A 22,635-nucleotide genomic window follows, 5' to 3' on the forward strand; every position below is an offset into this window, starting at 1 on the left:
GCCAGCCCGATATGCTGCAGCAGGCCGGTGGTCACCATGTGCCAGGTGCCGTAGAGGCGCGGCAACCCAATCAGCACCACCGGTATCCATGACCTGAGGACGACCGCGACAGCGATCGTCGCAATGTACACGGCAACATGCCACCGCGCGGCCGTCACGGCCTTTGCCCATTCCATTTCCGGAACATAGCTCTTTTCCTCGTCGGACAGCTTGCCGAACGCCTGGCGCACGAGCGTCGGCAGCGAGTAGCGGAAATCGAGGATGCCGGTGAAGGCCAGCGCCGCCTTCAACAGGTCCGGCGGCCGCATGACGGCGATCTCGGCATCGCGGCCGACGATGATGGTGTCGGTGTGGTGGCGGGCATGGCTCCAGCGCCACTGCACTGGATTGCGCATCAGCATGAAGGAGGCGATGTGGTACACGACATCGTTCATCCAGCGCGTGCGGAAGGCCGTGCCATGGCCGCATTCGTGCCAGCGCGAGTCGCTAGACGAGCCGTAGAGCACGCCGTAGATGAATAGGAACGGCACCACCCACCATGAGCCCCAGAACCATATGATGCCGGCGGCCGAGGCCAGGATCGCAACAACCCAGATGATGGTGTCGCGGATCGCCGGCCCGTCGGAACGCTGCATCAGCTCCTTCATCACCTTGCGGGGGACATCGGTGTGGTACCATTCGGCGGAGGCCAGGCCGGTCTCGATCGCGGCTCTGGTGCTTTCACCGACCAGGCTGTAATCCCGCTTTTTTGCCATCGTCTTCACACGGGCCTCCAAACTTCTCGCACCGCTCGCAATCCGGTCCGCCGGCCGGAGGGCTTGCTTTGAATACATGTCGCGCTCATGCCGGGCCCGCCAGTCTCCGGAAATTGCCGGAAGGCCGAGGATAATCCTGTTCGGGCTGGCGGGCGATCGCCGCAATCCTGGCTTCGGCGCCGGCGATCGCTTCCCTGCCGTCCAGGACCCGGAACACGGCATCGTAGGCGCGGCCTTCGTCATGCTCCAGCCAGATCATCTCGCCGCGTTCGCGCGCGGCGAGATCGCCGAGCACATGATGCGTCGATGGCTCGATGCCCAGCGCATAGTGTCCGGCCTGGAAATTCTGCCATTGATAGGCGCAAGGCAGCTGGTCTTTCCGCGTCACCATTTCGAAGCCGAGGCCGAGCCGGTCGTTGACCACCGCCACTGGTACCTCGCCCTTTCCATCGGCGTCCATTTCATGCTGCCAGACCTGTTCGCTGAACCCCATTCGCGGTTCCGGCACGGTGCGGTAGCCGACCTTCTGCGCCTCATAGCGCTCGCCGGCATGGCCGGCCCACACCACGTCGCGGATTGGCGCGAGGTAGCGTGAGCCCTCGTCAAGCAGGGGATGACTGACATTCACATGGTAGAAATACATATGCGGCGTGCGATTGAAGCCATGGTTCACGACGCGGTCGGACAGCCGGATCTCGTTGCCGCCGACATCCGCCTCGATCCGCCGGATCAGATGCAGATCCTCGCCGAATACCGCCGATTGCTGGACGATGCCTTCGGCCCACAGCACGCAGCGGTCGCCGTCCCACGCCTCACCGTAGCCGGTCAGCCGCGCCGGGATGGTGCCGACACGGCCATGCAGCGAATGGATCACGGTCTTCTTGCCGGGATAGTTGTAGTTCTCGGCCGGCACCTCTTCCCGACCCAGTATATGGTCGAGGCCGCAGGTGACCAGCAAACCGGAAAAGGAGCGCGCCCAGGCCAGCCCCCCTTCCCCCTCATAGTCGTGAAGACCGGGGTTGCGAAAACCGCCCGGCGAGTGCCAGCCGATCGCCTGGCCCTTGAAGTCGCAATCGGCGATGTCGAGCGCGCGGTCGACGAGTGCGGTGAAGCGCAGGCCGGAGCCGGTGCGGAACTCCAGCATGCGGACACCGCGCTCCACCCCGTCGCCGAGCGTCATCAGCCGCACGCCGGCGAACTGCGACAGCATGCCGGAGCGTTCCGAGACCTGCCGGCGCGAGAGCGTCTTGCCGTAAAGCTCTACCATGCCGTCACTGCGCCCTCTTCATCAGAGCCGACAGGTCGGCGCCGGTGATGATGCTTTCCACGGTCAGCAGATCGGTATCGGCGACCGTCTGCTCGGCAACGATCTCGCCGCGGCGCATGACGATGATGCGGTCGGCAACCTCGAACACGTGATGGATGTTGTGGGTGATGAGCAGCACCGAATGGCCGGCCTGACGCATCTCCTTGACGAAGCGCAGCACGCCATGGGTTTCCTCGACGCCGAGATTGTTGGTCGGCTCGTCGAGGATGATCACCTTGGCGGCGAACTGCATGGCCCGCGAAATGGCGATCGACTGGCGCTCGCCGCCCGACAGCGTTGAGACCAGCGCGTCGGCGTCGAGTTTCTTCGAGATGCCGACGCGCTTCAGCAGGGAGGAGGCAGCATCGCGCAGCTTGGCGAGATCGAGCGGCGCAAACACGCCCAACCATTTGAAATTGACCGGTTCGCGGCCGAGGAAGAGGTTGCGCGCGATACTGAGATCCGGCGCCAGCGACGTATCTTGGTGGATGGTCTCGATGCCGAGATCCATCGCGTCGCGCGTCGAGCGGATCGAAACCTTCTGCCCGCGCACATAGATGTCACCGCGATCGACCGGGAAGACGCCGGAGATCGCCTTGATCAGCGTCGATTTGCCGGCGCCATTGTCGCCGAGCAGGGCCACTATCTCGCCTTCTCTCAGCGTCAGCGAGGCATTCTTCAGCGCGCGCACGCTGCCGAAGGATTTTTGCAGGTTCTGCAGCCGAAGCACTTCTTGCATCATAGTCAGCTCCTTGCCGCGTTTTTCTGCAGCAAAGCATGCAGGATGAGCATGGCGAGGATGATCACGCCGACGAAGATGTTGTAGGCGAGGCCGGGCACGCCGACGAGCACGATGCCGTTACGGATGGCGCGCAGCATCAGCGCGCCGACGATGGTGCCCAGGATGGTGCCGCGTCCGCCGGTCAGCGCCGTGCCGCCAACCACCACCATGGCGATCACTTCGAGCTCATAGCCTGTGCCGGCCACCGGCGAAGCGGCCGAAATACGAAAGGCGCTGATCATGCCGGCAAGCCCGGCCAGCACCGAGGTGGCGATGAACAGCCATATCTTGACGGCGTCCGCCGGCACGCCGCGGGCCACTGCCGCGTTGCGGTTGGAACCGATGGCGCTGATCCAGTTGCCGAGCTTGGCATAGCGCAGGACGTAGATTGCCAGCAACGACAGGCCGACGAACCACCACAGCGAGGTGTAGAAGCGGAACGAGCCGATATTGAAGCTGCCGGCAAGCAGCGTCACGAAGAAGCCAGGCTGGTCCCACGACTTCAGCGGGAAACCCTGCGTGATGTAGAGGGCCGCGCCGCGCACGATCAGCAGCATGGACAGGGTCACCAGGAATGACGAGATGCCGATCTTGGTGACGATCACCCCATTGATCGCCCCAATCGCGATGCACAGTAAAAGTCCAGCCAGAAGGGCGACGCCGATATCCACCCCGCCGTTCTGCACCAGAAGCATCACGACCACTGGCGCCAGGCCGAATACGGCACCGACCGACAGGTCGAACTCGCCGGCCGTCAGAAGCAGCGTCATGCCGAGCGCGATGATGCCGAGCTCGGGCAGGAACGCCATCATGTTGGAGATGTTGAGCGGCGACAGGAAATTGCCGTCCGCGACCGCGAACACCACGAGAAGGACGACGAGGATGATGAACGAGGAAAATTGCGGCGAGCGCATCAGCCTCGACCTGCTCCTGGCGCTTGCTGCGCCCTCTTCCGCGGTGACTGCCATGACGTTCTGAACCATGCTGTTTGCAGGCGCCCGCCGCCGGCGCGGCGGGCGTCCATTTTCACTTCTTGTCGTAGAGTTTGAGGATCGGCTCGACGCTCGACGCGTCGTAGAGACCGAAGGTATGGATGTCGTAGCCGATCGGCTCGCCCGAGGCGGCAAGCCCGAGCAGCGCCACCGGCATGAAGCCCTGTGCCGATGGGTACTGCCAGGCGGCCGCGTTGACGAAACCGTCCTTGACGGCTTGCGCCGTCTCCTTCGAATTGCCCCAGCCGACGACCGGGATCTTGCCGGCCGGCACGCCGGCGCCGTCGAAGACCCGCTTGACGCTGGCCGCCACGGAATCGCCGAGCGCGATGATCGCCGGCGGATTGTTGGCAACCATATAGTCGGTCATCTTGGCGATGATGCCGGCCGGATCGGTGCCGCAATCAACCACGTCGTACTTGATGCCGAGCGGATCAAAGACGCTGGCGATGCCTTCGGTCTCGAGCTGCTGATAGCTGGCGCCGGGGACTTCGACCGGCAGGAAGACCTTGTCGCCCTGCTTCACCATCTTGTGGTCGACAAGATACTTTGCCCAGATCGCCCCTGCCTCCTTCAGGTCGGCGCCGACATAGGCCTGCCGCCCCGTCGCCGGGTCGTCGGTGTTGAAGAACACGATCGGGATGCCGGCGGCCTTCGCGGCCTTGACCTCCTCGGTCCACAGGCCGGGCTGCGCCGAGGTGGTGGCAATGCCGTCGGGCTTGGCGGCAAGCGCGGAATTGAAGGCTTCCTTCTGCGCCGCCATGTCGCCGCCGCTGAAGGAGATCTTGCAGGTCACCTTGAGCTGGTCGCAGGCCTTGGTAGCGCCGGCGTTCCAGTCGATCCAGAAAGCGTCCGACGGACCGCCATGCGACAGCAGATAAAAGGTCTTCTGGCCGTCCTGTGCCTGCGCGGCCGACCCGAACGCGATGCCGGCAAGCACAGTCGCGGCGGCCGCCAATTTCAATGCAAATTTCAACATTGCTTTCCTCCTTGTTTGGAGCCGTGCCGCCATGCACAGGCGGCGCGGCCGGCCGTCACAGGCCGTTGGCGCGGAACTTCCCGTCGAGGAATGTCTTGGCGCGCGGCACGTCGTCTTCCGACAGGTGCTCGATGATGACCGGAATGTTCGGGTGCTTCTCGGCAAGTCGCTGAAGATAAAGGTCGTAGTTGAGCGAGCCGAGGCCGGGCGCCGGCAGTTCGATCTCGCCGACGCCGCGGAAGGTGTGGCTTTCCATGGCATCCTCATCGCCGATGTCGGCGTGCTTTTCCGACTTGTCGCTGCCCGAGCGCTTGACGTCCTTGGCATGCGCTATCTTGATTTTGTCCGTCAACGTGTCGAACACCTGGTTCAGGATCTGGTCCATCCTGTCGATGTTGTGCGTCTCGAAGTAGTTGGTCGGGTCCATCAAGAGGCCCAGGCCGGGATGGTCGACCTGCGCGAACATCTTGACCGTCTCCTCGACCGAGCCGACGACGTTGTTGACATAGGTTTCGAGCAGGAAGACCGCGCCATGGTCATAGGCCGTCTGGGCAAGATCTGATATCACCTTGCGGCATTCCTCGAACCCCTCCTCGGTCTTGTTCTTGGGGTGGTGCACCCAGTCGGATTCGGTGTTGTAGGTGCCGGTTTCCGAGATCACGTAGGGCGAGCCGAAATGGCGGGCGTTGCGGATGATCTCCTTGAGGTAGCCGACGCGCTTGTCGCGCTCTGCCTTGTCGGGATGGATGATGTTGGTGTAGCCCGACACGCAGCAGACCGGCAGGTTGTGGTCGCGGAAGACATCGCGCACGGTCTTGGCCTTGTCCTTGGTGATCTGCCCGGCCGACAGGTCGATATCCCTGAAATGCAGGTCGAGCTGCACCGTGTTGAAACCGAGCCCGCGGATCTTCTTCGCCGTCTCTTCGAGGCCGTACGGGAAATAGCCCGTGAAAATACCTGCCTGCATCATGGTGTGAATTCCTCCCTGTAAGCGATTCAGTTACCAGTGATTTCAATTGATCGGGTTTGTCGAGATTTCGGAAAGCTTGACCGTGCGGCCCGAAGCGATCGAGCGATAGCCCGCCTCTACCAGCGCCATGGTCTTGACGTTGTCGGCGACGGAAAGCGCCGGTGGCGTGCCTGTCTTCACGGCGTGCTGGAGTTGTTCCATCACGCCGATGAAAGCATGCGGGAACCACATCGTGTCCCAGCTTGGGCTCACCCACTCGCCATCCGTCGTCTCGGCCGAGGCATAGGTGAGCGTCGAGGCCGCACCGGTCGGCCAGCCGATCGTGCCCTTGGCGACGCCCTTGGTGCCGTCGACGCGCCAGTTGATGTGCTGGTCGTCCTTGTAGCCTTCTTGCCGCGGACCGGACCAGACATCCTCGAGCGACACGGCAAGCACGCCGGACGGGAAGCGCAGCGTCGAGACGGTGATGCCGTCGGTGTGTTCGAAAGTCGTGCGCGGGTCCTTGCGCGTCAGCGTGGTGATCTCATCGGGATCGCCGAACAGGAAACGCAGCACGTCGAGATGATGCACGCTCATATTGGCCAGCGTCAGCCGGTCGTACTCCTCGAGGAAGCCTTGCCAGTGCGGGATCGCATGCATGTCGATCTGCGCGAAGACGACCTCGCCGAGCGCGCCGCTGTCGATGATCTGCTTCAGCACGCGCATCGACTGGTCGTAGCGCATGTTCTGGTTGACCGAGAGGATCTTGCCCGCCTTCGCCGCCTCGTCGCGCAGCTTCACCGCTTCCTCGACCGACAGCGCCAGCGGCTTCTGCGCCAGGATCGCCTTGATGTGCTTCTGCTCCAGCGCGTGGCGGATCAGCGCCGGCTGCTGGTCCGGCGGGAAAGCCAGGTCGATGATCTCGACTTGCGGATCCTCGATTAGTCGTTCCGGCGTGTCGTGGACGGTCGGAATGCCCCAGCGCGTGGCGACCTTCTGCGCATTCGCCCTTGTACGCGAAGCGATCGCCACGACAGGAAAGCCTGCTTCCTTATAGGCCGCGAGATGGCATTCGGCCATGATCATGCCGGCGCCGACGCAGCCGATCTTGAATTCCCTGGTCCGAACCTTCACGTCCGGCTCGAAGCCTTTGCCTGCCATCTCTTCCTCCCAGAATTCTGTCTTCGCGGCCGTCGTCATCTCGCCAACGCGCCTCCAGATGCTGGCAACCGGAGCCGCGGCATGCGGATCGGATCAGGCATTGGAATTCCCTCCCTCGGGGCCAATGTTTCCTCCACGAGCCCATGAGGGATATTGACGGCAGTCACGGAAGGCTGTCAACATCATGAATAATCAAAACACCTCACAATCTAGCAGAAAGGCGAAGGAATGCGTCATACCGGAATCCATACACCGCTCCTGATGCCTCGATTTGATGGGAAATCTATTTTCCCATGCCGACGCGATCCTGCCGGGCGATCTGATTTAGCCTGGCTGCTTGCGCATCGGCCAAGGCCGGATACATCATTTCCCATCAGAATCGCGGATGGCGAAGAGCAGTCGCCACCCGGCCGGCGGTCGGCATTGCGTGATCCTGATGCATTGAGGAGATGAAAGACGGTGCGTTCCACCCTGACTGACATAGCCCGGCAAGCCGGCGTTTCCGCCGCCACCGTCGACCGTGTTCTCAACAACCGTCCGGGGGTGCGGGCGCGCACGCGCGAAATCGTGCTCGAAATGGCGCGGCGTCTTGGCTACATCGCCGAAGGCGCGAACGGGGCGCCTCTCAAGCCCTTGTCCGGCGATGTCATCCGGCTCGACTTCGCGCTGCCGGCCGGCACCAATTCCTTCATCAAGATGCTGCATCGCCACATCGAAGCCCAAGCCTTGGCGCGGCCGGATCTCGATGTCCATATCGCCACCATTGAGGGTTTCAATCCCGACCGGCTCGCACGCCTTTTGCAGGATCTGCGCGGCCAGACGCAGGGCGTTGGGGTCATCGCGCTCGACCATCCAACGGTGCGCGAGGCCATCCGCTCGCTGTCGGCCAACGACGTCAAGGTGGTGACAATCGCCTCCGACATCCTGCATGTGCCAAGGGTCGCGTATATCGGCATCGACAACCGCGCCGCCGGGCGGCTGGCCGGCTACCTGCTCAACCGTTTCATGGGCTCGGAACGTCCTGGCAAGGTGGCGCTGTTCGCCGGCTCGCTCTCCTATCGCGGCCATGAGGAACGCGAGATGGGATTCCGGCACATATTGGCCGAGGAATCGCCCAATCTGGAGATCGTCGAAATGCGCGAGATGCTTGACGACCGCGAAAAGGCCTATTCGGAGGCATCAGCCCTTCTGGAGCGGCACCCCGACCTGGCCGCGATCTACAATGTCGGCGCGGGCAACACCGGCATTGCCCGCGCGCTCAAGGAGCGCGGCCGTGCGATATCGATGGTTTTCCTCGGCCATGAGGTAACCGAAGGCACCAAGGAGCTTCTGCTCGACGGCACGCTCGACGCGGTCATCGACCAGAACCCGCGCGTCGAAGCGCGCGAAGCGCTCAACACCTTGACCCATGCGGTCCGGAGACTGCCTTACGAATTGCACCAGCCGAGGCTCCAGGTGATCTTCAAGGAGAACATCCCGGAGATCTGACACTCTCTGAAATGGAGCGGCGCCGGAACCCCTGCCCGTTCAGCACGCCCGCTACTGGACGGCCGCGACTTCCGCGCCGGCCGCGTCGACAAAGCTCTTGTCGATCCATTTGCCGTAGTCGATCGAGCCCTTCAAAAGCCCGGCACCGGCCATGAATTTCTCTTCGCCCTTGAGCGCCTCGATCGCATCGTCGGTCAGCCTCGGATCCTGGTGGAAAACGCCGTCCGCATAGGTCTTGCGTACCGATTTCTCCGACGACTTGGTCGCCTCGACGAATGTCTTGATCGTCTCGTCGGGATGGGCATCGGCCCAGCGCGAAATCTCGATGTCGACCTTCAGCAGCCGCTTGACCAGGTCGGGATATTTCGCCGCGAAGGCACCGTTGACCGAAATAACGTTCGGCACGTTCCATTCCGGATGGGTGCTGGTGTCGAAGAGCACCCGTGCCTCGCCGGTGTCGACCAGCTTGGCCGCGGTCGAATCCGTTTCGACGAGGGCGTCGATGTCGCCGCGCAGCAGTGCCGGGCCGGATGCCTCGAAAGGCAGGTTCAATCCCTCGACATCACCGGTCGTCAGGCCGACGCTGTTCAGCGCCTTGCTGAAATTCGAGTGCCGCACCGTACCGGTGAGATAGGCGACCTTCTTGCCTTTGAGGTCCTGCAGCGTCTTCAGTGGAGAGTCGGATTTGACCACGATATACGAGCCGCCCGACCGCACATAGCTCGACAGGCCAATCAGCTTGACATCGGCGCCGGAGGCGGCGACGCGCAACGCGGGATTGTTGCCGGTATAGGTGAATTCGATGGCGCCTGTCGCAAGCGCCGTCGTCGCCTCGGAGCCGCCATTGAAGGTGACAAGTTCGACCTTGATGCCGTCCTTGGCGAACTCCTTTTCCCACCAGCCGTCCTTCTGTGCGAGGACGAATTTGAGGTGCCCCGGCGCGGTGCTGCCGATGCGGATGAATTCGGGCTTGTCCTGCGCGAAGGCGGGCATGCCGCCAAGGCCGATGACGACGGCAATGGCGCCCTTCAGGAGCAGCCGGCGAAATCCGTCGAATGCAATGTTGGACATGAGGAAAATCCTTGCTGATTGGAATGAGTGAACGGCTCAGATGAGCGAGGACTCGGACTGGCCTTTCCAGGCGGTCGCCCAGCGCTCGAACCAGACGAGCAAATAGTTGACGGTGAGCCCGATGACGGTCAGCGTCAGGATGCCGGCATACATGTCCGCCGTTTCCATCATCAACTGCGAGTTCTGAATAAGGAAACCGAGGCCGGATTTGGCCGCCAGCATCTCGGCGCCGATCACCGCGAACAGCGACGACTTCACCGCCAGCCTTGCGCCGGCGACAACAGAGGGGATGCTGGCCGGCAGGATAACCTTCCGGAACAGGTCGAAGTCGGACGTACCCATCGAGCGCGCCGCCTTGATCAGCAGCGGATCGACCGACTTGACGCCGCTGATCGTGTTGACCAGCAGAAAGAAAACCGAGGAGTAGAAGGTGATCGCCACCTTCGATTCCTCGCCGATGCCGAGCAAAAGGATGAACACCGGAAGCAGCGCGAATTGCGAGGTGTTGCGCAGCGTCTGCACAAGCAGGTCAGAGACCTTCTCGAACAGCGAGTAGCGCCCCATCAGCAGGCCGAGCGGAATGGCCACCACCACGCCGAAAGCGAAGCCGATCGCAGCGCGCTGCAGGCTGATGCCGATATGTTCGACCAGAACGCCCGAGGCGAGCAGGTTCCACCAAGCGACCAGCACCTCGCTCAGCGGCGGAAAGAAGATGCGGTTCAGCCAGCCGAGCCGTGGCGCGATTTCCCACACGAGAAAGAACAGGCCGAGCAGCGGCAAGCCGTAAAGGAAAGTCCCGTGGCTCGTCCCTTTGCGCCGGACCTTGGCACTGTGGGCGGTGATGGCCGGGACTCTTGCGGCGGCCGCCGTCTCGCCGGCGCCGGCAAACAGATGAAGAGCGCCGGCAGGGCCGAACTTTTCGGTAAGATAAGCCATGGCTCTACCTCCTCAATGACTGAAGGCTGGCGACAGCGTCCAGTCCTTTTGCGCCTTGTTGACCTCATCGCGCAGCGCGTCCCAGACGCGGCCGCGGTATCCGTTGAATCCGGCGCTGGCGCGGATGTCCCCGTCGCGCGGCCGTGGCAGGTCGATGTCTATGATCTCCTTCACCGCGCCCGGCCGCGCCGTCATCACCACCACGCGGTCAGCGAGGAAGATTGCCTCGTCGATCGAATGGGTAACGAAGATCACTGTTGTCTTGATCTTGCCCCAGATCCGCAGCAACTCGCCCTGCAGGAGCTCGCGCGTCTGCTGGTCGAGTGCGGCGAAGGGTTCATCCATCAAAAGCACTTCCGGGTTGCTCGCCAAGGCGCGGGCGATCGCCACGCGCTGCTGCATGCCCCCGGAGAGCTGGTTGGGGAAACGGTCCTCGAAACCGGCAAGACCGAACAACGACAACAAATGGCGCGCCGTCACCGTGCGCTCGGCCTTGGCGACGCCACGCACCTCCAGCGCGTATTCGATGTTGGCCAGCGCCGTGCGCCAGGGAAACAGCGCATATTGTTGGAAGACATAGCCGGTCTTAGGATCCGGCCTGGTGATGCGCCGGCCGTCGAGCTGGACATCGCCGCCGCTCGCCTGCGTCAGCCCGCCGATGATGTCGAGCAGCACAGATTTGCCCGAGCCGCTCGGGCCGACCAAAGTGATGAACTCGCCTTTGCGGATCGAAAGATCGACACCGTCGAGCACGGTGACGCGGTCGGTCTCCTCGCCGTCGACGGTGACGAACTGCCCCGGCTTGAGCAGAAAGGTCTTCTTGATATCGCTGACGACGATGCGGTCCATGTCCTGTCGCTTCCTATTGCGCCACGCGGATGCGGTGCGTCGGGTCGATTTCAGAGCCGCCGGCCTTGCCGCGCTTCCAGCCGAGTGCGCGGGCGTAGCCGCCGAACAGTTGACGTGCCTCGACCTGCGCTTCCGTGATGCCGGTCGGCCCCTCGGCGAACTCGGCCACGTAAAGCGCGTCGGTCGGGCAGTAGATTTCACAGAGAAAGCAGGTCTGGCAGTCGTCCTGACGGGCGATCACAGGCGCGCCGTCCTTGGTGGCGTCGAACACATTGGTCGGGCACACCTTGACGCAGATGTCGCATTCGACGCAGCGCGCGGCCGAGACGATCTCGATCATGACGCCAGCTCCGCCAGGCGCACCGGCGCCCCGGCAATGCGGAAATCGTCGACGCCGGTGATGACCAGCCGATGCGCGAGGGCCGGGTTCTTGCCCGGCTGATCGGTGCGCCGATGCATGCCGCGGCTTTCTGTCCGATGCAGCGCGGCCGCCACCGACCAGCGCCCCGCGGCGACGATCGACGCCGCCTCGCGCGCGCGGACCCGGTCCACCCCTTCGCCCCGCAGATGGTCGCGCACGTCGCGCCAGACACTCTCCAGCCGCCCCCGGCTTTTCTCCAAGCTCTCGCCGTTGCGGAAGAAATTTTTGTCGAGCGGCGTCACCTCGTTGCGCACCGCCTCGATGACCTCGCCTGCAGCGATGTCGGCACGCGGCGAGGCCGCCGGGCGCAGGCCGGCCTGGCCGAGTGGTTCGACGGTGTCGCGGAACGCCCTGCCGCCGCGACGCTTCGAATGGGTCGAGGCGCCCTTGCCCGCCCACCAGCCGCTGGCCAGCGCCCAGGAGGAATTGACGGCGCCGCCGCCCGATACCGCTCCGGTCATGATCTCGCGGCTGGCGGCGTCGCCTGCGACATAGAGGCCGGGCACGCCGGTGGCGCAGTCGTCGGAGACGATGTCGATGCCGCCGGTGCCGCGCACCGTGCCTTCGGCGCGCAGGGTGATGCGGAACAGCTCGGTGAACGGGTCGACACCGGCGCGGTCATAAGGCACGAAGCAGTTCGGCTGCCCTTGGCGCAACCAGCCTTGCAGCGCCGGCTCCGCCTGATCGAGCCGCGCATAGACCGGTCCCTCGATCAATGCGCGCGCCACCTCGTCCTCGCGGTCACCGATACCGTTGCGCAGCGGCTCACCGGTAGGGCCCAGGATCGGCGATCCATCCTCGCGATGGAATGAGGCCCAGCGGAACGGCAGCCCCTTGTTCAGCGAAGACCCAAAGGGCGCCAACGTGTATTTGCCGGTAAACTCCATGCCCGACAGGCTGGCACCGGCCTCCGCCGCCATCAGATAGCCGTCGCCGGTCAGTCCAGTCCCGCCGAGGATGCGCTCACGGAAAGCGCAGCCGCCGGTCGCCAGCACCACTGCGTTGGCGTCGACGCGCCAGTCCTGGCCGGCCTGCCGGCCGATACCGGCCGCGCCTACGACGGCATCGCCATCCGACAGGAGTTCCAGCGCCGGATGATGGTCGAGCACGGTAACGCCAGCCAGAAGCACACGGCGGCGCATGAAGCGCATGTAGTCGGGCCCGCGCAGATTGGCGATGTAGAGCCGGCCGTCATCCTCGCTCGGGAACGGATAGCCCCACTCGGAAAGCCTGAGCAGGTTGCGATAGGCCGTGTCGACGCAGCGCAGCATCCAGCGCTGGTCCGCAAGCTCGCCGGTGCGCTGCCAGCGTCGCTCGACCACCGCATGCCTGTTGTCGCCCGGCGGTACGCACCAGGTACCCGTATTGGACGGCGCGGTGGCGCCGCTGGTGCCGAGATAGCCCTTGTCGGCCAGCACCACCTGCGCGCCGCTTTCGGCAGCGGCGACCGCCGCCCAGGCTGCGGACGGGCCTCCGCCCAGCACGAGCACGTCGGTCTGGAGTTGCAGCCTGTCGGACGCGGATCTTTGAGACATGGACATGGATGCTCTGCGAGGAGTGCGAGGCGCTAAGCAGCGCGCGCAGCGCCCGAGAACCACGCCGGCTCATTGCCGGCGCTCCATTTGATGTTGCAGCCGATCGACGGCACCTGGCCGGCGGCGGGCCTGCCGCCCTCCAGCACCGCGTCGACCGCCGCGCGCAGGTCGTTACCCGTCACCGCCTTGCCATTGCCCGGCCGCGCATCGTCGAACTGGCCATGATAGGCAAGCCGCCGGTCGGCGCCGAACAGGAAGAAGTCGGGTGTACAGGCCGCGCCATAGGCTTTCGCCGTCTGCTGCGAGGCATCCTTGAGATAGGGGAAGGAATAGCCGAATTTCTCCACTTCCTCGCCGATGCGGGCCAGCGTCTCTTCGGGATGCGCCTCATGGTCGTTGGCATTGATGGCCACCACTTGCAGCCCCTTGCCCGCATATTCCCTGGCGAAAGCGGCAAGCTGCTCGCGGATCAGCACGACGAAAGGGCAGCGGTTGGAGATGAAGGCGACGAGCAAGGCGGGCTTTGCATCGAAATCGCCGAGCCGGTGCAGCACGCCTTGTGCGTCGGGCAGCAGGAAATCGGCCGCTTTGGTGCCAAGCTCGATCGAGTTGGATTCTGTCTTCGGCATCGATGCGCTCCCTTCTTGCTGCCGCTCAGACGGACCATGCCGTGCAGCGCCGGACGAAGTTAGTCTATGAATTTAGTAGAATTATAGGCTAGACAACCCGCCTCCGGTCAACCGCGCCGCTTGGAATATCGTGCCAATGTTTCGGGCCGGGCGAAAAGTTTGTTCGAACGGAAGGCCGTTTTGAAAGAAATGAGATTTGGCGGGGAGCGAAGCCGCAACTGCCTTCGTCCGCGTCGAGCTTGGTCAGGAAACGGTTTCCTTGCGGACAATTGCCCTGTCATCCCCGCCGACATCGATCGCGATCCGCTCGCCGGAAACAATGCCGTCAATGTCGCAGACCACCAGCGGCATGCTGATCCCGTAGAGAAATTCCGCGACGATGGCGCCCACTGCCAGGATCGGGTCAGGCCGTTCCAGGAGGATGCCGGCCGGAGCCGTGCCCCTGCGGATTGCCTCGGCCAGCACCGAGGATGAGGACGAGGAGCCGCGCCCGCTCGGCATGATCAGGATTTTCCCGGCGACGTTCTGGCCGAGGCCAGGATGCGAGTGATCCGTTATGTCGCCTGTCGTGGCATCAACGCCGCCCCAGAAGCTCAGCGGTTGCGAGAATACCAACGCCCGGCCCTCGGCACTCCCGGCCAGTTGGAAGGTGCCGGATCGCTGGACGACGCCCGGTTCCACCGGCGCGGTCATGACGCGCCCCGCACGACATGCCCCACCGCGGCGGAGCGGATGCAATCCGCCATATCCGCGAACGCAACCGTCACGCCGATATTGCCCGGAGCGTAATGCGCCCATTTGCCGGAATTAGTCATCACCACGCCGTCGAGCCGTTCCAGAATCGCAGTGACATAGGTGCAGGTGTCGGCGACGGGGATCAGGCCGAACGCCTGTGTGCCATCAAGCGCGCCCTCCTCCTGCAATCGCGTCAGCGTCGCGCGACCGGTGTTGACATAGATCGGGATGCCCCTGCCCGGCGCGATGGCACGCAGCAAGGGCAGCAGGCGCATCCATTCCGCATGCGAGAAATGCGGAGTGCCCAGCGACACGGCCGCCAGCGGCGCCCCGTCGGGTACGCGCGACAGCTTGGCCAGTGCATGATCGATATCGGCGCGCGTGATGCGGATCGTCTCTTCCGGCGCTTGACCATGGAACGCCTCGTCGAGCATTCCCGCTTCGGGCGTGATGCCGACCGCATGGAACAGCGCCACGGCGCCGGTAGTCGCTGCTGCCGCGCCCAGCGCCTTCAGCTGGTCCTCGTCGCGCGGCCGTGGCAGGCCTGTGACAACCGGAACGCGATCGCCGCTGGCTTGCCCGATGATCAGTCCGACGCCGACGAACAGGGCGTCGCTCGGCTCTGGCTCAGCAAAGTCCAGCTCGAACAGGATGCGGCCGCGCCGGTTCTCGCTCAGATGCAGGCCCCAGGCCGGCGCGCGGCCCGTCATGGCGCAGCACAGGTCGATGAAATCGCCATAGCGGTTGGTGCGCGCGCCGATCACCGAATTTGCAAACACGATGGCGTTGGATTCGCCCCAGGCGATCTGCTGCCCGAAACCTGGCCGGAACCGCGTCTGGTAGGGCGCGCAGGTGAAGGTCGCCTGGCAGCCGAGCTCGATATGCGCCTTCATCAGCCGCCGGGCCGGCGCTTCCTCCGCCGCCGGCATCTTCACCATGCCGGGATGGATGAGATCGAATGAGCCGACATTGAGCGTCGTCGGCACCTGCACGCGGCCGCCGCCCTCGACCAGCCGTTCGACGAAATCGAGCCCTGCCGTGCCATGGTAGAGGCAGCCATCGATATGGGCGCCGGCAATGTCGAGGAGGCTGTCCGCTCCGACGGCTTTGGAAAAGGCGACGAGGATCTTCATGGCCGCGGCCGCCGACGGCCCTTGCTCGCCGTCGAGCATGGATTGGTCCTCGGCAGTCAATTCCAACGTCATTGCCGCTCTGGCCCCTACTCGATCTTATGGCGCGAAGGAACGCCAGCAGTTCAGTGAACTACCCCGCAGGGATCAACACCGTGCTCTGCGGCGACCAGCGTAGTACGACATGCTGACCTTCCGCCAGCCTGTCAGCGCCGGTGTTCTGGACGATGACCTTCAGCGTCTGGCCGGCACGCTCGACAAAGTAGGTGCTGTTGTTGCCGGCGAAGATGCGTTTGCAAACCTGGCCCTTCAGTATGTTGGCATCGCCGTCCGAAGTGCCGGCATCCAGGGCAATCCGAATACGCTCCGGACGCACGGCGCAGCTTGCCTTTGCGCCGGCGGCAAGCCTGGCGCCGGCCCCGGCGGCGATCGTCGTGCCGTCCGCCAAGCGGATGCCGTTGCCGGTGGTATCGCCGCGAAAGATGTTGGCATCCCCGAGGAAGATGGCGGCGAATTCGCTTTTCGGCCTGTCGTAGATCTCCTCCGGCGGCCCTTCCTGCACCAGCCGGCCATCGCGCAAGATACCGATGCGGTCGCTCATCGTCAGCGCCTCTTCCTGGTCGTGGGTGACGAAAATGGTTGTGATGCCGATCTCGCGCTGGATGCGCTTGAGCTCGATTTGCATGTCGACGCGCAGCGCCTTGTCGAGCGCGCCGAGCGGCTCGTCGAGCAAAAGCACGCGTGGCTTGGTGACGATGGCGCGCGCCAGCGCGACCCGCTGGCGCTGGCCGCCGGAGAGCTGATGCGGCTTGCGACCGCCGAGCGAGCCGAGCTGAACGAGGTCGAGCGCGCGTTGCACCTCGGTGGCAATCGCCGCCTTGGCCTCGCCGCGCACCGACAGGCCGAAGGCGACATTGTCGGCGACGCTCATATTGGGGAACAGCGCGTAGTTCTGGAACACCATGCCGATGCGCCGCTTCTCGACCGGTACCCGCTCGACGCTCTCGCCGCCGATGGCGATGCGGCCGCTGTCGGGAAAATCGAAGCCGGCGATTTGCCTGAGCAGCGTGGTCTTGCCGCTGCCTGATGGCCCAAGCAGCGCGTAGAAGCCGCCATCGACGAAATCGATCGAGACGTCGTCCAGCGCCTTGTGCGCGCCGAAGCTGCGCGAGACGTTTGATACCTGGACGCCCGCCATTATTTCTCTCCGCCGAATTTGAAGAAGCGTGCTGTGAGCAGCATCAGCGCCATCGACACCACGATTATGATGGTGGAGACCGCGTTGATCTCGGGCGTGAAACCCTTGCGGATCGCGGCGTAGATCTCGACCGGCAGCGTCGTCTGCCCCGGCGTCGCCAGGAAGTAGGACACCACGAATTGGTCGAAGGACACGGCGAACGCAAACAAGCCGCCGGCGATCACACCCGGCATGATCCAGGGCAGCGTAACGCGGTTCGTCACCTGCCACTGGTTGGCCCCCAGCGAGCGCGCCGCCTCTTCCAGCTCCGGTGCGAAAGTTTGCAGCCGGGCCGAGACGACGACGATAACATAGGGCAATGCCAGCGCGACATGGCCGAGCAGGATGGCGAACAGGCCGCGTCCAATGCCGATGCCGAAGAAGAAGATCAGCATCGCCGTGCCGGTGATCAGCCAGGGAATGGCGATCGGTGGGAACAACAGCGCCTGCAGGAATTTCTTGCCGCGGAATTCATTGCGGTAGAGCGCCAGGGACGCGGCCGAGCCGAGCACGGTCGAGATGACCGTGGTGATGACGGCGATCTCGATGCTGTTCCAGGTGGCGGCGATGAGCTGGTCGTTCTGCCACAGCGAGGCGTACCATTCCGTCGTCCACTCGAACGGCAGCTGGTAGAATGGCGAGACGTTGAACGACATCAGCGCCATGATAATGATGGGCAAATACAGGAAGGCGAGCAGCACCGCGATATAGAGGCGGCCGAGCCACTCCAGGATACGCGTCGTCGCCATCACGCCACCCTCCGCAGCACCGGTGCGGCCAGCGCCAGAATGATCAGCACGACGGCCAGCAGAATGAAGGAGAGTGCGGCCCCCAGCGGCCAGTTGAACACGGCGACGAACTGGTCCTCGATCACCGTGCCGTAAAAGGTACCGCTGCGGCCGCCGAGGATCCGCGGCTCCATGAAGGAGCCGACGACGGGCACAAATATGAGGGCCGCGCCCGCCACCAGGCCCGGCATCGATAGCGGGACAATGACCCGCTTCAGCACCTGCAGCCGCGAGGCGCCGAGCGAGCGTCCGGCCTCGAGCAATGAATCGTCGATCGCCTGCAAAGTGAGATAGCAGGTCAGCACCATGTAGGGCACATAGGAGTGCACCAGTCCGATGATGATCGCCGGATAGGAATACATGAGGTCGATGTTGATCTTGAACGGCAGCACAGCGTTGAGCGCGGTGTCGAGAATGCCGCCTTCGCGCAAAACCATCGCCCAGGAGAAGATGCGCACCAGCCCGTTCGACCAGAACGGCAGGATGACGAGCAGGAAGATCGCCTCGCGGCTGCGCCCCTTCAGCACCTTGGCCAGTACATAAGCCGCGGGATAGCCGATGACGATGCACCACAAGGTCACCTCGAGGCCGAGGCGCAGCGAGGCAAGCAGCAGTGTCAGGTACAGGCTTTGCGAGAAGAAGGCGGCGTAGTTGCCAAGCGTGAACGCCCACGGCTTTCCCGTCAGCGGCAGGTCGGTCATGAACGAGAAGAACACCATGGCCGACAACGGCAGGAAGATCGCCAGCGTCAGCCAGAGATAGGCGGGCGCCAGCAGCGGCAGTGCCGACCTCAGCCCGCCGCGCACTGCGACCGCACCCTCTGCTGCCATGCTATCCTCCTCCCCGGATTGGAAGGGCCAACCGGCGCGAACGCCGGCTGGCCCTGGCGCGGGTTTTACTTCACGTCGACCTTGAGCTGCTGCCAGAGCGCCAGATAGGCCTTGCGCTGCGCATCGGTGATCGGAGCCTGGAACTGGATGCGCTTGGCGACTGTGGGATCACCCATCACCTTGCGGTTGAACGAATCCTCGGGCAACGCTTCCACCGCCTTGGTGTTGGCCGACACCGGTGCACCGACCTTGGTGACCCATTCGACATAGAATTTCGGATCGATCATGTAATTGATGAAGGCTTCGGCGCCCGCGACATTCTTGGAGCCAACCGGGATGGAGAAGGCGTCCAGCCAGGCGACGGCGCCTTCCTGCGGGATCACGAGCGAGACCGGCAGCTTGAAATGCGTCTTGGCGCGGTCGGCCGAACCGCTCCAATAGGTGCCGATGTCGATCTGGTTGGAAGCCACCATCTGGTTCCAGTCGTTCTCCGAGCTCCAGAAGGTCTTGATCTGCGGCATTAGCGAGGTGAGCTTCGTCTTGACCGCGTCCATATCCTTGATGTCGTTGATGTTCTGGCCCGTCGCGATGGCGCCGAACTGCACCGCCTCGACGGCGTCGTCGCGGATGACGACGCGGCCCTTGTGGGCGGGGTTCCACATTTCGGCGATCGACGTCGGCGGCTTGTCGAAGGACTTTTCGTTGATGGCAAGGGCGGTCAGGCCCCACACCCACGGCACGCCATAGACCTTGCCGTCATGGTCGAGCATCGGCGAGCTCGCCTTGTCCTTGCTGATGTCGGCATAGTTGGGCAGCTTGGAGGTGTCGATCGGCTGGATCAGCTTTTCAGCCATTGCCTGGTCGTTGAAGGCGGCGTTGATCATGACGACGTCATAGAGGCCGGGATTGGTGCGGATCTTGGTCAGCATTTCCTGTTCGGAATTGAAGAAGTCGTTGACCACCTTATGGCCGGTCGCCTTCTCGAAGGCGGCGATCGCCCATGGCTCGTCGGCGCCGTAGCCCTTCCAGTTGAGCACGTGCACTTCATCGGCCTTGGCGGCAAAAGTAAGTGCGGAGGTGAAGACGGCCGTCGCCGTCAGCAGGGCAGTGAAGTCAGGCATGCGCATGTTCGTTCCTCTCTTTTGTTTGCCCGCTTCCCGGGCTTAGTCAGGCTGTCTGATGGGCCTTCCGGTTCTGGCCTCGCGCGCCGGTCGAGCCACCGTCGGCATGACTCAGGAAAGTCTGGATTTCCGCGTCTGTGGGCGCGGAGGAACCGCCATGGCGAGTGACCGAAATGGCCGCCGCCGCATTGGCGTAGCGCGCCGCCTCGAAAGGCGGCATGCCGCGCGCGAGCGCACTTACGAAGGCGCCAATATGAGTGTCGCCGGCGCCGTTGGTATCGACCGCCGCCACCTTGAAACCGGGAATGGTCCCGGCGGAACCGTCCGCCAGTCGGATATGGCAGCCCCTGGCGCCGCAGCGGATGACGACGCCGTCGGCCTTGGGACAATGATCGGCAAGCAATCGCGCCGCAAGGGCGTCGGCATCGCCCGGGCCGGCAATGTCGGCGGCTTCCGTCGTATTGCAGCTCAGCCAGGTCGTGCGGGCGAGCACCCGCGACAGGGTGGCGCGCGAAATGTCCGAAACGACCGGCGTCGGGTCGAAGACAAGTGGAATGTCCGCCGGCAGCGTCTCGATCCAGTCGGTGAGCGCGTCGCGGCTGCCGGGATAGCTCAGCGTATAGCCTGACGTGAACACCCAATCCTCGGTCGAGACCAGCACCGGAGCCATCATGTCGAGGCTGAGCACGCTCTCCGCCCCCGGCCACGACACGAAGGTGCGTTCGGCATCGCTGGAGATCATGGCGACGCAGTTGCCGCTATCCATCAGAGGCGAAGGCTGCGTCAGAATGTTGATATCTTCGACGGCGAAGGCGGCGCGCAGGAAGTCGCCATTGGGTCCGCTGCCGAGTTGGCCTGCGAATACCACCTTCATCCCGGTGCGGATTGCCGCGACCATCATGTTGAAACCGCCACCGGCGACCTGCGCATAGCTCGAAGCCGTCTTCTCCGTGCCCGGCGCCGGCAAGGCATCGATACGGTAGACATAGTCGACCACCGCGCTGCCGATATGGACGAGACGCGCGCTCATGCCGCCGCGTCCTTGCCGGGGCCGGCCTGCTCCAGGCGGCTGTTCGAAGTCCGCGCCGCGACGAGATCGGCGGCGAGCGCACGAACGCCCGCCATGTCAAAGCCTTTGAGGCGGGCGATGCGGTCCTGCGGCAATCGTGAAAGGCCGGTGCAGGCGCCGGCCATGCCTGCGGCGATGGCGCCGATCGTGTCGGTGTCGCCGCCGAGATTGGCGCTGATGACCGCCGCTTGCCAAGCATCGCCGCCGGCGACCTCCAGCACCGCAAAGGCGGCCGGAACGGACTCCTGGCTGGCAACGCCGGTGCCGACCAGATCGGTGATCAGCCGGACCGCGTCTCGTGGCGCCTTGCCGCGGATCAGATCCTGCGCCCAGGCGACGCGCGCGGCGATGTCGCCGCCGGTCACCCAGTGGCCGTGTGTCGCCCCCCGCCTCGCCGCCGCGACGGCGCTGTCGGACGCGGCGCGCCAGTCGCCGCCGGCGATGCCGCGGCTGACGGCGGCCGCGACCGCCGCGGCGGAGGCAATGGCGATCGAGGTGTTGTGTGTCGCCCGGCAGGTTTCGGCCACCTTGTCGACGAGCGCATCCAGCGGCTCCGGCTGCATCATGATGCCGAGCGGCGCGATGCGCATGGCCGCGCCGTTGGTGTCGCCGCCGCGCCCAGCCTCCTCGGCCGGCACGCCCTTGTTGATGGCGTCGATGGCACGCTTGGTCGACGGTCCCAACAGATCGTAGCTGCCGCGCGCCTTGACCTCGCGCTCCCAGTCGAGCAGCGCGTTGACCCAGCGCGCATGCTCAAAGCGGCCGCCTGAGGCAACCAGGATGCGGCCGAGCAGCAGCGCCTGCTCGGTATCGTCGGTGATAGTCCCGGCCGGCAGCCCTTTCGACACCGGATGATCGGCAAAGGGCGCGACGAAATCCTCGACATGGCCGTAGAGTTCGGCGATGCGCTGAGGCGACAGAAGCTGCGTCGGCATGCCGAGCGCGTCGCCCAGCGCCCCGCCGACGAGCGCACCCATGGCGCGGTCCATCTCAAGCTCGTTCTCCGGCATCGCTCAGAACCTCATATGCAGCGCGAAATGGGCGGGATTGAGCAGGCTGGTGACATATTCGACCGGCCGCTCATCGGCCGCGCGCGTCAGGCGACGGCCACGCAGGAAGGGTGTGCCTTGCGCGCAGCCGAGGATAGCGGCGTCATGGGCGTTCAACATCTCGATGTCGACCCACTCCTCGCCATGGTCGGGTACAAGCCCCGCTTCGCGCAGCGTCTGGTGCAGCGAGCCTTCGCGCAGGCCGCGCAGCGGCACGTCCTCCAGCTCGGGCGACAGCGGCAGGCGGCTGCGTTCGATGGAGATGGCATGGCCGTCGCTGGCATTGGTGCGAACCCGGTCGACGGCGATGAAGAGGGGGCTTTCGATGCCTAACAGCACGGCAAGCTCGGGGTCCTCGATCACCTCCAGTCGCAGCGTCCGGGTATCGGCGTTGGCGCCGGCATTGGCCAGCGCGCGCGACCAGCCGATCGCATCATCGACCGGCTTGCCGTCAAAGGTGACGAAGGAGCCGATACCGACCTTTGTGGTGATCAATCCGCGGCTGGAAAGTTCCTCCAAGCCTTTGCGCACCGTGTTGCGGCTGACGGAGAAACGCTGCACGAGTTCGTTTTCGCTTTGCAGACGGTCGCCGAAACCCAGCACGCCGGAGCGGATCTCGTGTTCCAGAACGGTGGCGATCTGCTCGGGCTTGCCCGTGCCGGGAGACAGTTTGATCGCGCTCCGCTTCATATTCGTACCTGTATAGTGAACCTGTCTAGTCCTGTTTAATCTCTCCTCGTATAGCGGACTTGTCAATGGGACGGGTCATGTGCCCCGATGCACTGCTTTCGACGATCCGCCGGCCGCAGGCGGCAACGAAGAAG

The 22,635-nt window shown here is 64.3% G+C and carries 23 protein-coding genes; 1 reads left to right on the plus strand and 22 read right to left on the minus strand.

All coding sequences use genetic code 11. The features are described from left to right. From FJ426_RS25255 to FJ426_RS25285, 7 genes are all read right to left on the minus strand, one after another. Positions 1-755 (minus strand): fatty acid desaturase (locus FJ426_RS25255; RefSeq protein ID WP_140825567.1); only part of this gene is annotated, 755 nt, incomplete at its 3' end. Between the two features lie 85 nt (positions 756-840). Beyond that, positions 841-2,022, minus strand: coding sequence for an aldose 1-epimerase family protein (locus tag FJ426_RS25260; RefSeq protein ID WP_140499885.1), 1,182 nt, complete (start codon positions 2,020-2,022; stop codon positions 841-843). 4 nt (positions 2,023-2,026) lie between these two features. Next, positions 2,027-2,803, minus strand: a complete 777-nt coding sequence (locus FJ426_RS25265) for an ATP-binding cassette domain-containing protein (RefSeq protein ID WP_140499887.1) — start codon at positions 2,801-2,803, stop codon at positions 2,027-2,029. A 2-nt stretch (positions 2,804-2,805) separates the two neighbouring features. Further along, on the minus strand, positions 2,806-3,825 hold the full coding sequence (locus tag FJ426_RS25270; RefSeq protein ID WP_181172780.1) for an ABC transporter permease: 1,020 nt from the start codon (positions 3,823-3,825) through the stop codon (positions 2,806-2,808). Between the two features lie 43 nt (positions 3,826-3,868). Then, positions 3,869-4,813 carry a substrate-binding domain-containing protein gene (locus tag FJ426_RS25275; protein WP_140561048.1) on the minus strand — a complete coding sequence of 315 codons (945 nt, stop codon included), beginning with the start codon at positions 4,811-4,813 and terminating at the stop codon, positions 3,869-3,871. Positions 4,814-4,868: 55 nt separating this feature from the next. After that, the gene (locus FJ426_RS25280; protein ID WP_140561049.1) at positions 4,869-5,783 is read right to left on the minus strand and encodes a sugar phosphate isomerase/epimerase; all 915 of its coding nucleotides are present in this window, start codon (positions 5,781-5,783) and stop codon (positions 4,869-4,871) included. A 42-nt stretch (positions 5,784-5,825) separates the two neighbouring features. After that, on the minus strand, positions 5,826-6,923 hold the full coding sequence (locus FJ426_RS25285) for a Gfo/Idh/MocA family oxidoreductase (protein ID WP_140561050.1): 1,098 nt from the start codon (positions 6,921-6,923) through the stop codon (positions 5,826-5,828). Between the two features lie 459 nt (positions 6,924-7,382). Between FJ426_RS25285 and FJ426_RS25290 the strand changes: the two genes are divergently transcribed. After that, a complete protein-coding gene (locus FJ426_RS25290) occupies positions 7,383-8,411 on the plus strand; it encodes a LacI family DNA-binding transcriptional regulator (RefSeq protein ID WP_140561051.1) in 1,029 nt (342 codons plus the stop codon). A 51-nt stretch (positions 8,412-8,462) separates the two neighbouring features. On the opposite strand, the gene FJ426_RS25295 is transcribed toward FJ426_RS25290, so the two are convergent. The 15 genes from FJ426_RS25295 to FJ426_RS25365 form a co-directional block, all read right to left on the minus strand. Further along, entirely contained in the window at positions 8,463-9,482 is a 1,020-nt protein-coding gene (locus FJ426_RS25295) for an aliphatic sulfonate ABC transporter substrate-binding protein (protein ID WP_140561052.1), read from the minus strand. 36 nt (positions 9,483-9,518) lie between these two features. Next, positions 9,519-10,418 carry an ABC transporter permease gene (locus FJ426_RS25300; RefSeq protein WP_140561053.1) on the minus strand — a complete coding sequence of 300 codons (900 nt, stop codon included), beginning with the start codon at positions 10,416-10,418 and terminating at the stop codon, positions 9,519-9,521. 12 nt (positions 10,419-10,430) lie between these two features. Then, positions 10,431-11,267, minus strand: a complete 837-nt coding sequence (locus tag FJ426_RS25305) for an ABC transporter ATP-binding protein (protein ID WP_140499899.1) — start codon at positions 11,265-11,267, stop codon at positions 10,431-10,433. Between the two features lie 13 nt (positions 11,268-11,280). Then, positions 11,281-11,607, minus strand: coding sequence for a ferredoxin family protein (locus FJ426_RS25310; RefSeq protein WP_140561054.1), 327 nt, complete (start codon positions 11,605-11,607; stop codon positions 11,281-11,283). After that, a complete protein-coding gene (locus tag FJ426_RS25315; RefSeq protein ID WP_140561055.1) occupies positions 11,604-13,229 on the minus strand; it encodes an FAD-binding protein in 1,626 nt (541 codons plus the stop codon). Before FJ426_RS25315 ends, FJ426_RS25310 begins: the two co-directional genes overlap by 4 nt. A gap of 26 nt (positions 13,230-13,255) precedes the next feature. After that, complete coding sequence (locus tag FJ426_RS25320; protein ID WP_140515885.1) at positions 13,256-13,852, minus strand: thioredoxin family protein; 597 nt, start codon at positions 13,850-13,852, stop codon at positions 13,256-13,258. A 243-nt stretch (positions 13,853-14,095) separates the two neighbouring features. Further along, the gene (locus tag FJ426_RS25325) at positions 14,096-14,545 is read right to left on the minus strand and encodes a DUF126 domain-containing protein (RefSeq protein ID WP_140561056.1); all 450 of its coding nucleotides are present in this window, start codon (positions 14,543-14,545) and stop codon (positions 14,096-14,098) included. Further along, a complete protein-coding gene (locus tag FJ426_RS25330) occupies positions 14,542-15,792 on the minus strand; it encodes an aconitase X (protein WP_140561057.1) in 1,251 nt (416 codons plus the stop codon). The genes FJ426_RS25325 and FJ426_RS25330 overlap by 4 nt, the downstream gene beginning before the upstream one ends. A 58-nt stretch (positions 15,793-15,850) precedes the next feature. Further along, complete coding sequence (locus tag FJ426_RS25335) at positions 15,851-16,915, minus strand: ABC transporter ATP-binding protein (protein WP_140561058.1); 1,065 nt, start codon at positions 16,913-16,915, stop codon at positions 15,851-15,853. Continuing rightward, the gene (locus FJ426_RS25340; RefSeq protein ID WP_140499911.1) at positions 16,915-17,703 is read right to left on the minus strand and encodes an ABC transporter permease; all 789 of its coding nucleotides are present in this window, start codon (positions 17,701-17,703) and stop codon (positions 16,915-16,917) included. The genes FJ426_RS25335 and FJ426_RS25340 overlap by 1 nt, the downstream gene beginning before the upstream one ends. After that, positions 17,703-18,572 (minus strand): ABC transporter permease, encoded by an 870-nt coding sequence (locus FJ426_RS25345; RefSeq protein ID WP_140561059.1) that lies wholly within the window; start codon positions 18,570-18,572, stop codon positions 17,703-17,705. Before FJ426_RS25345 ends, FJ426_RS25340 begins: the two co-directional genes overlap by 1 nt. A gap of 65 nt (positions 18,573-18,637) precedes the next feature. Further along, positions 18,638-19,699, minus strand: a complete 1,062-nt coding sequence (locus FJ426_RS25350; protein WP_140561060.1) for an ABC transporter substrate-binding protein — start codon at positions 19,697-19,699, stop codon at positions 18,638-18,640. A 40-nt stretch (positions 19,700-19,739) separates the two neighbouring features. After that, positions 19,740-20,723, minus strand: coding sequence for a PfkB family carbohydrate kinase (locus FJ426_RS25355; protein WP_140561061.1), 984 nt, complete (start codon positions 20,721-20,723; stop codon positions 19,740-19,742). Then, positions 20,720-21,772, minus strand: coding sequence for an ADP-ribosylglycohydrolase family protein (locus FJ426_RS25360; protein ID WP_140561062.1), 1,053 nt, complete (start codon positions 21,770-21,772; stop codon positions 20,720-20,722). The genes FJ426_RS25355 and FJ426_RS25360 overlap by 4 nt, the downstream gene beginning before the upstream one ends. A gap of 3 nt (positions 21,773-21,775) precedes the next feature. Further along, the gene (locus FJ426_RS25365; RefSeq protein ID WP_140561063.1) at positions 21,776-22,501 is read right to left on the minus strand and encodes a GntR family transcriptional regulator; all 726 of its coding nucleotides are present in this window, start codon (positions 22,499-22,501) and stop codon (positions 21,776-21,778) included. Between the last annotated feature and the right edge of the window lie 134 nt (positions 22,502-22,635).

The sequence above is a fragment of the Mesorhizobium sp. B2-6-4 genome, from assembly GCF_006441495.1.
Lineage (GTDB): Bacteria > Pseudomonadota > Alphaproteobacteria > Rhizobiales > Rhizobiaceae > Mesorhizobium.

What these genes read in the sequence shown, in the direction of transcription:
- FJ426_RS25340 (WP_140499911.1), bottom strand. Translation starts at nt 17,703, where the DNA reads ATGGCGACGACGCGTATCCTGGAGTGGCTCGGCCGCCTCTATATCGCG.
- FJ426_RS25295 (WP_140561052.1), bottom strand. Translation starts at nt 9,482, where the DNA reads ATGTCCAACATTGCATTCGACGGATTTCGCCGGCTGCTCCTGAAGGGC.
- FJ426_RS25285 (WP_140561050.1), bottom strand. Translation starts at nt 6,923, where the DNA reads ATGGCAGGCAAAGGCTTCGAGCCGGACGTGAAGGTTCGGACCAGGGAA.
- FJ426_RS25315 (WP_140561055.1), bottom strand. Translation starts at nt 13,229, where the DNA reads ATGTCCATGTCTCAAAGATCCGCGTCCGACAGGCTGCAACTCCAGACC.
- FJ426_RS25360 (WP_140561062.1), bottom strand. Translation starts at nt 21,772, where the DNA reads ATGCCGGAGAACGAGCTTGAGATGGACCGCGCCATGGGTGCGCTCGTC.
- FJ426_RS25345 (WP_140561059.1), bottom strand. Translation starts at nt 18,572, where the DNA reads ATGGCAGCAGAGGGTGCGGTCGCAGTGCGCGGCGGGCTGAGGTCGGCA.
- FJ426_RS25335 (WP_140561058.1), bottom strand. Translation starts at nt 16,915, where the DNA reads ATGGCGGGCGTCCAGGTATCAAACGTCTCGCGCAGCTTCGGCGCGCAC.
- FJ426_RS25265 (WP_140499887.1), bottom strand. Translation starts at nt 2,803, where the DNA reads ATGATGCAAGAAGTGCTTCGGCTGCAGAACCTGCAAAAATCCTTCGGC.
- FJ426_RS25300 (WP_140561053.1), bottom strand. Translation starts at nt 10,418, where the DNA reads ATGGCTTATCTTACCGAAAAGTTCGGCCCTGCCGGCGCTCTTCATCTG.
- FJ426_RS25330 (WP_140561057.1), bottom strand. Translation starts at nt 15,792, where the DNA reads ATGACGTTGGAATTGACTGCCGAGGACCAATCCATGCTCGACGGCGAG.
- FJ426_RS25275 (WP_140561048.1), bottom strand. Translation starts at nt 4,813, where the DNA reads ATGTTGAAATTTGCATTGAAATTGGCGGCCGCCGCGACTGTGCTTGCC.
- FJ426_RS25280 (WP_140561049.1), bottom strand. Translation starts at nt 5,783, where the DNA reads ATGATGCAGGCAGGTATTTTCACGGGCTATTTCCCGTACGGCCTCGAA.
- FJ426_RS25310 (WP_140561054.1), bottom strand. Translation starts at nt 11,607, where the DNA reads ATGATCGAGATCGTCTCGGCCGCGCGCTGCGTCGAATGCGACATCTGC.
- FJ426_RS25305 (WP_140499899.1), bottom strand. Translation starts at nt 11,267, where the DNA reads ATGGACCGCATCGTCGTCAGCGATATCAAGAAGACCTTTCTGCTCAAG.
- FJ426_RS25325 (WP_140561056.1), bottom strand. Translation starts at nt 14,545, where the DNA reads ATGACCGCGCCGGTGGAACCGGGCGTCGTCCAGCGATCCGGCACCTTC.
- FJ426_RS25365 (WP_140561063.1), bottom strand. Translation starts at nt 22,501, where the DNA reads ATGAAGCGGAGCGCGATCAAACTGTCTCCCGGCACGGGCAAGCCCGAG.
- FJ426_RS25350 (WP_140561060.1), bottom strand. Translation starts at nt 19,699, where the DNA reads ATGCGCATGCCTGACTTCACTGCCCTGCTGACGGCGACGGCCGTCTTC.
- FJ426_RS25320 (WP_140515885.1), bottom strand. Translation starts at nt 13,852, where the DNA reads ATGCCGAAGACAGAATCCAACTCGATCGAGCTTGGCACCAAAGCGGCC.
- FJ426_RS25270 (WP_181172780.1), bottom strand. Translation starts at nt 3,825, where the DNA reads ATGGTTCAGAACGTCATGGCAGTCACCGCGGAAGAGGGCGCAGCAAGC.
- FJ426_RS25260 (WP_140499885.1), bottom strand. Translation starts at nt 2,022, where the DNA reads ATGGTAGAGCTTTACGGCAAGACGCTCTCGCGCCGGCAGGTCTCGGAA.
- FJ426_RS25355 (WP_140561061.1), bottom strand. Translation starts at nt 20,723, where the DNA reads ATGAGCGCGCGTCTCGTCCATATCGGCAGCGCGGTGGTCGACTATGTC.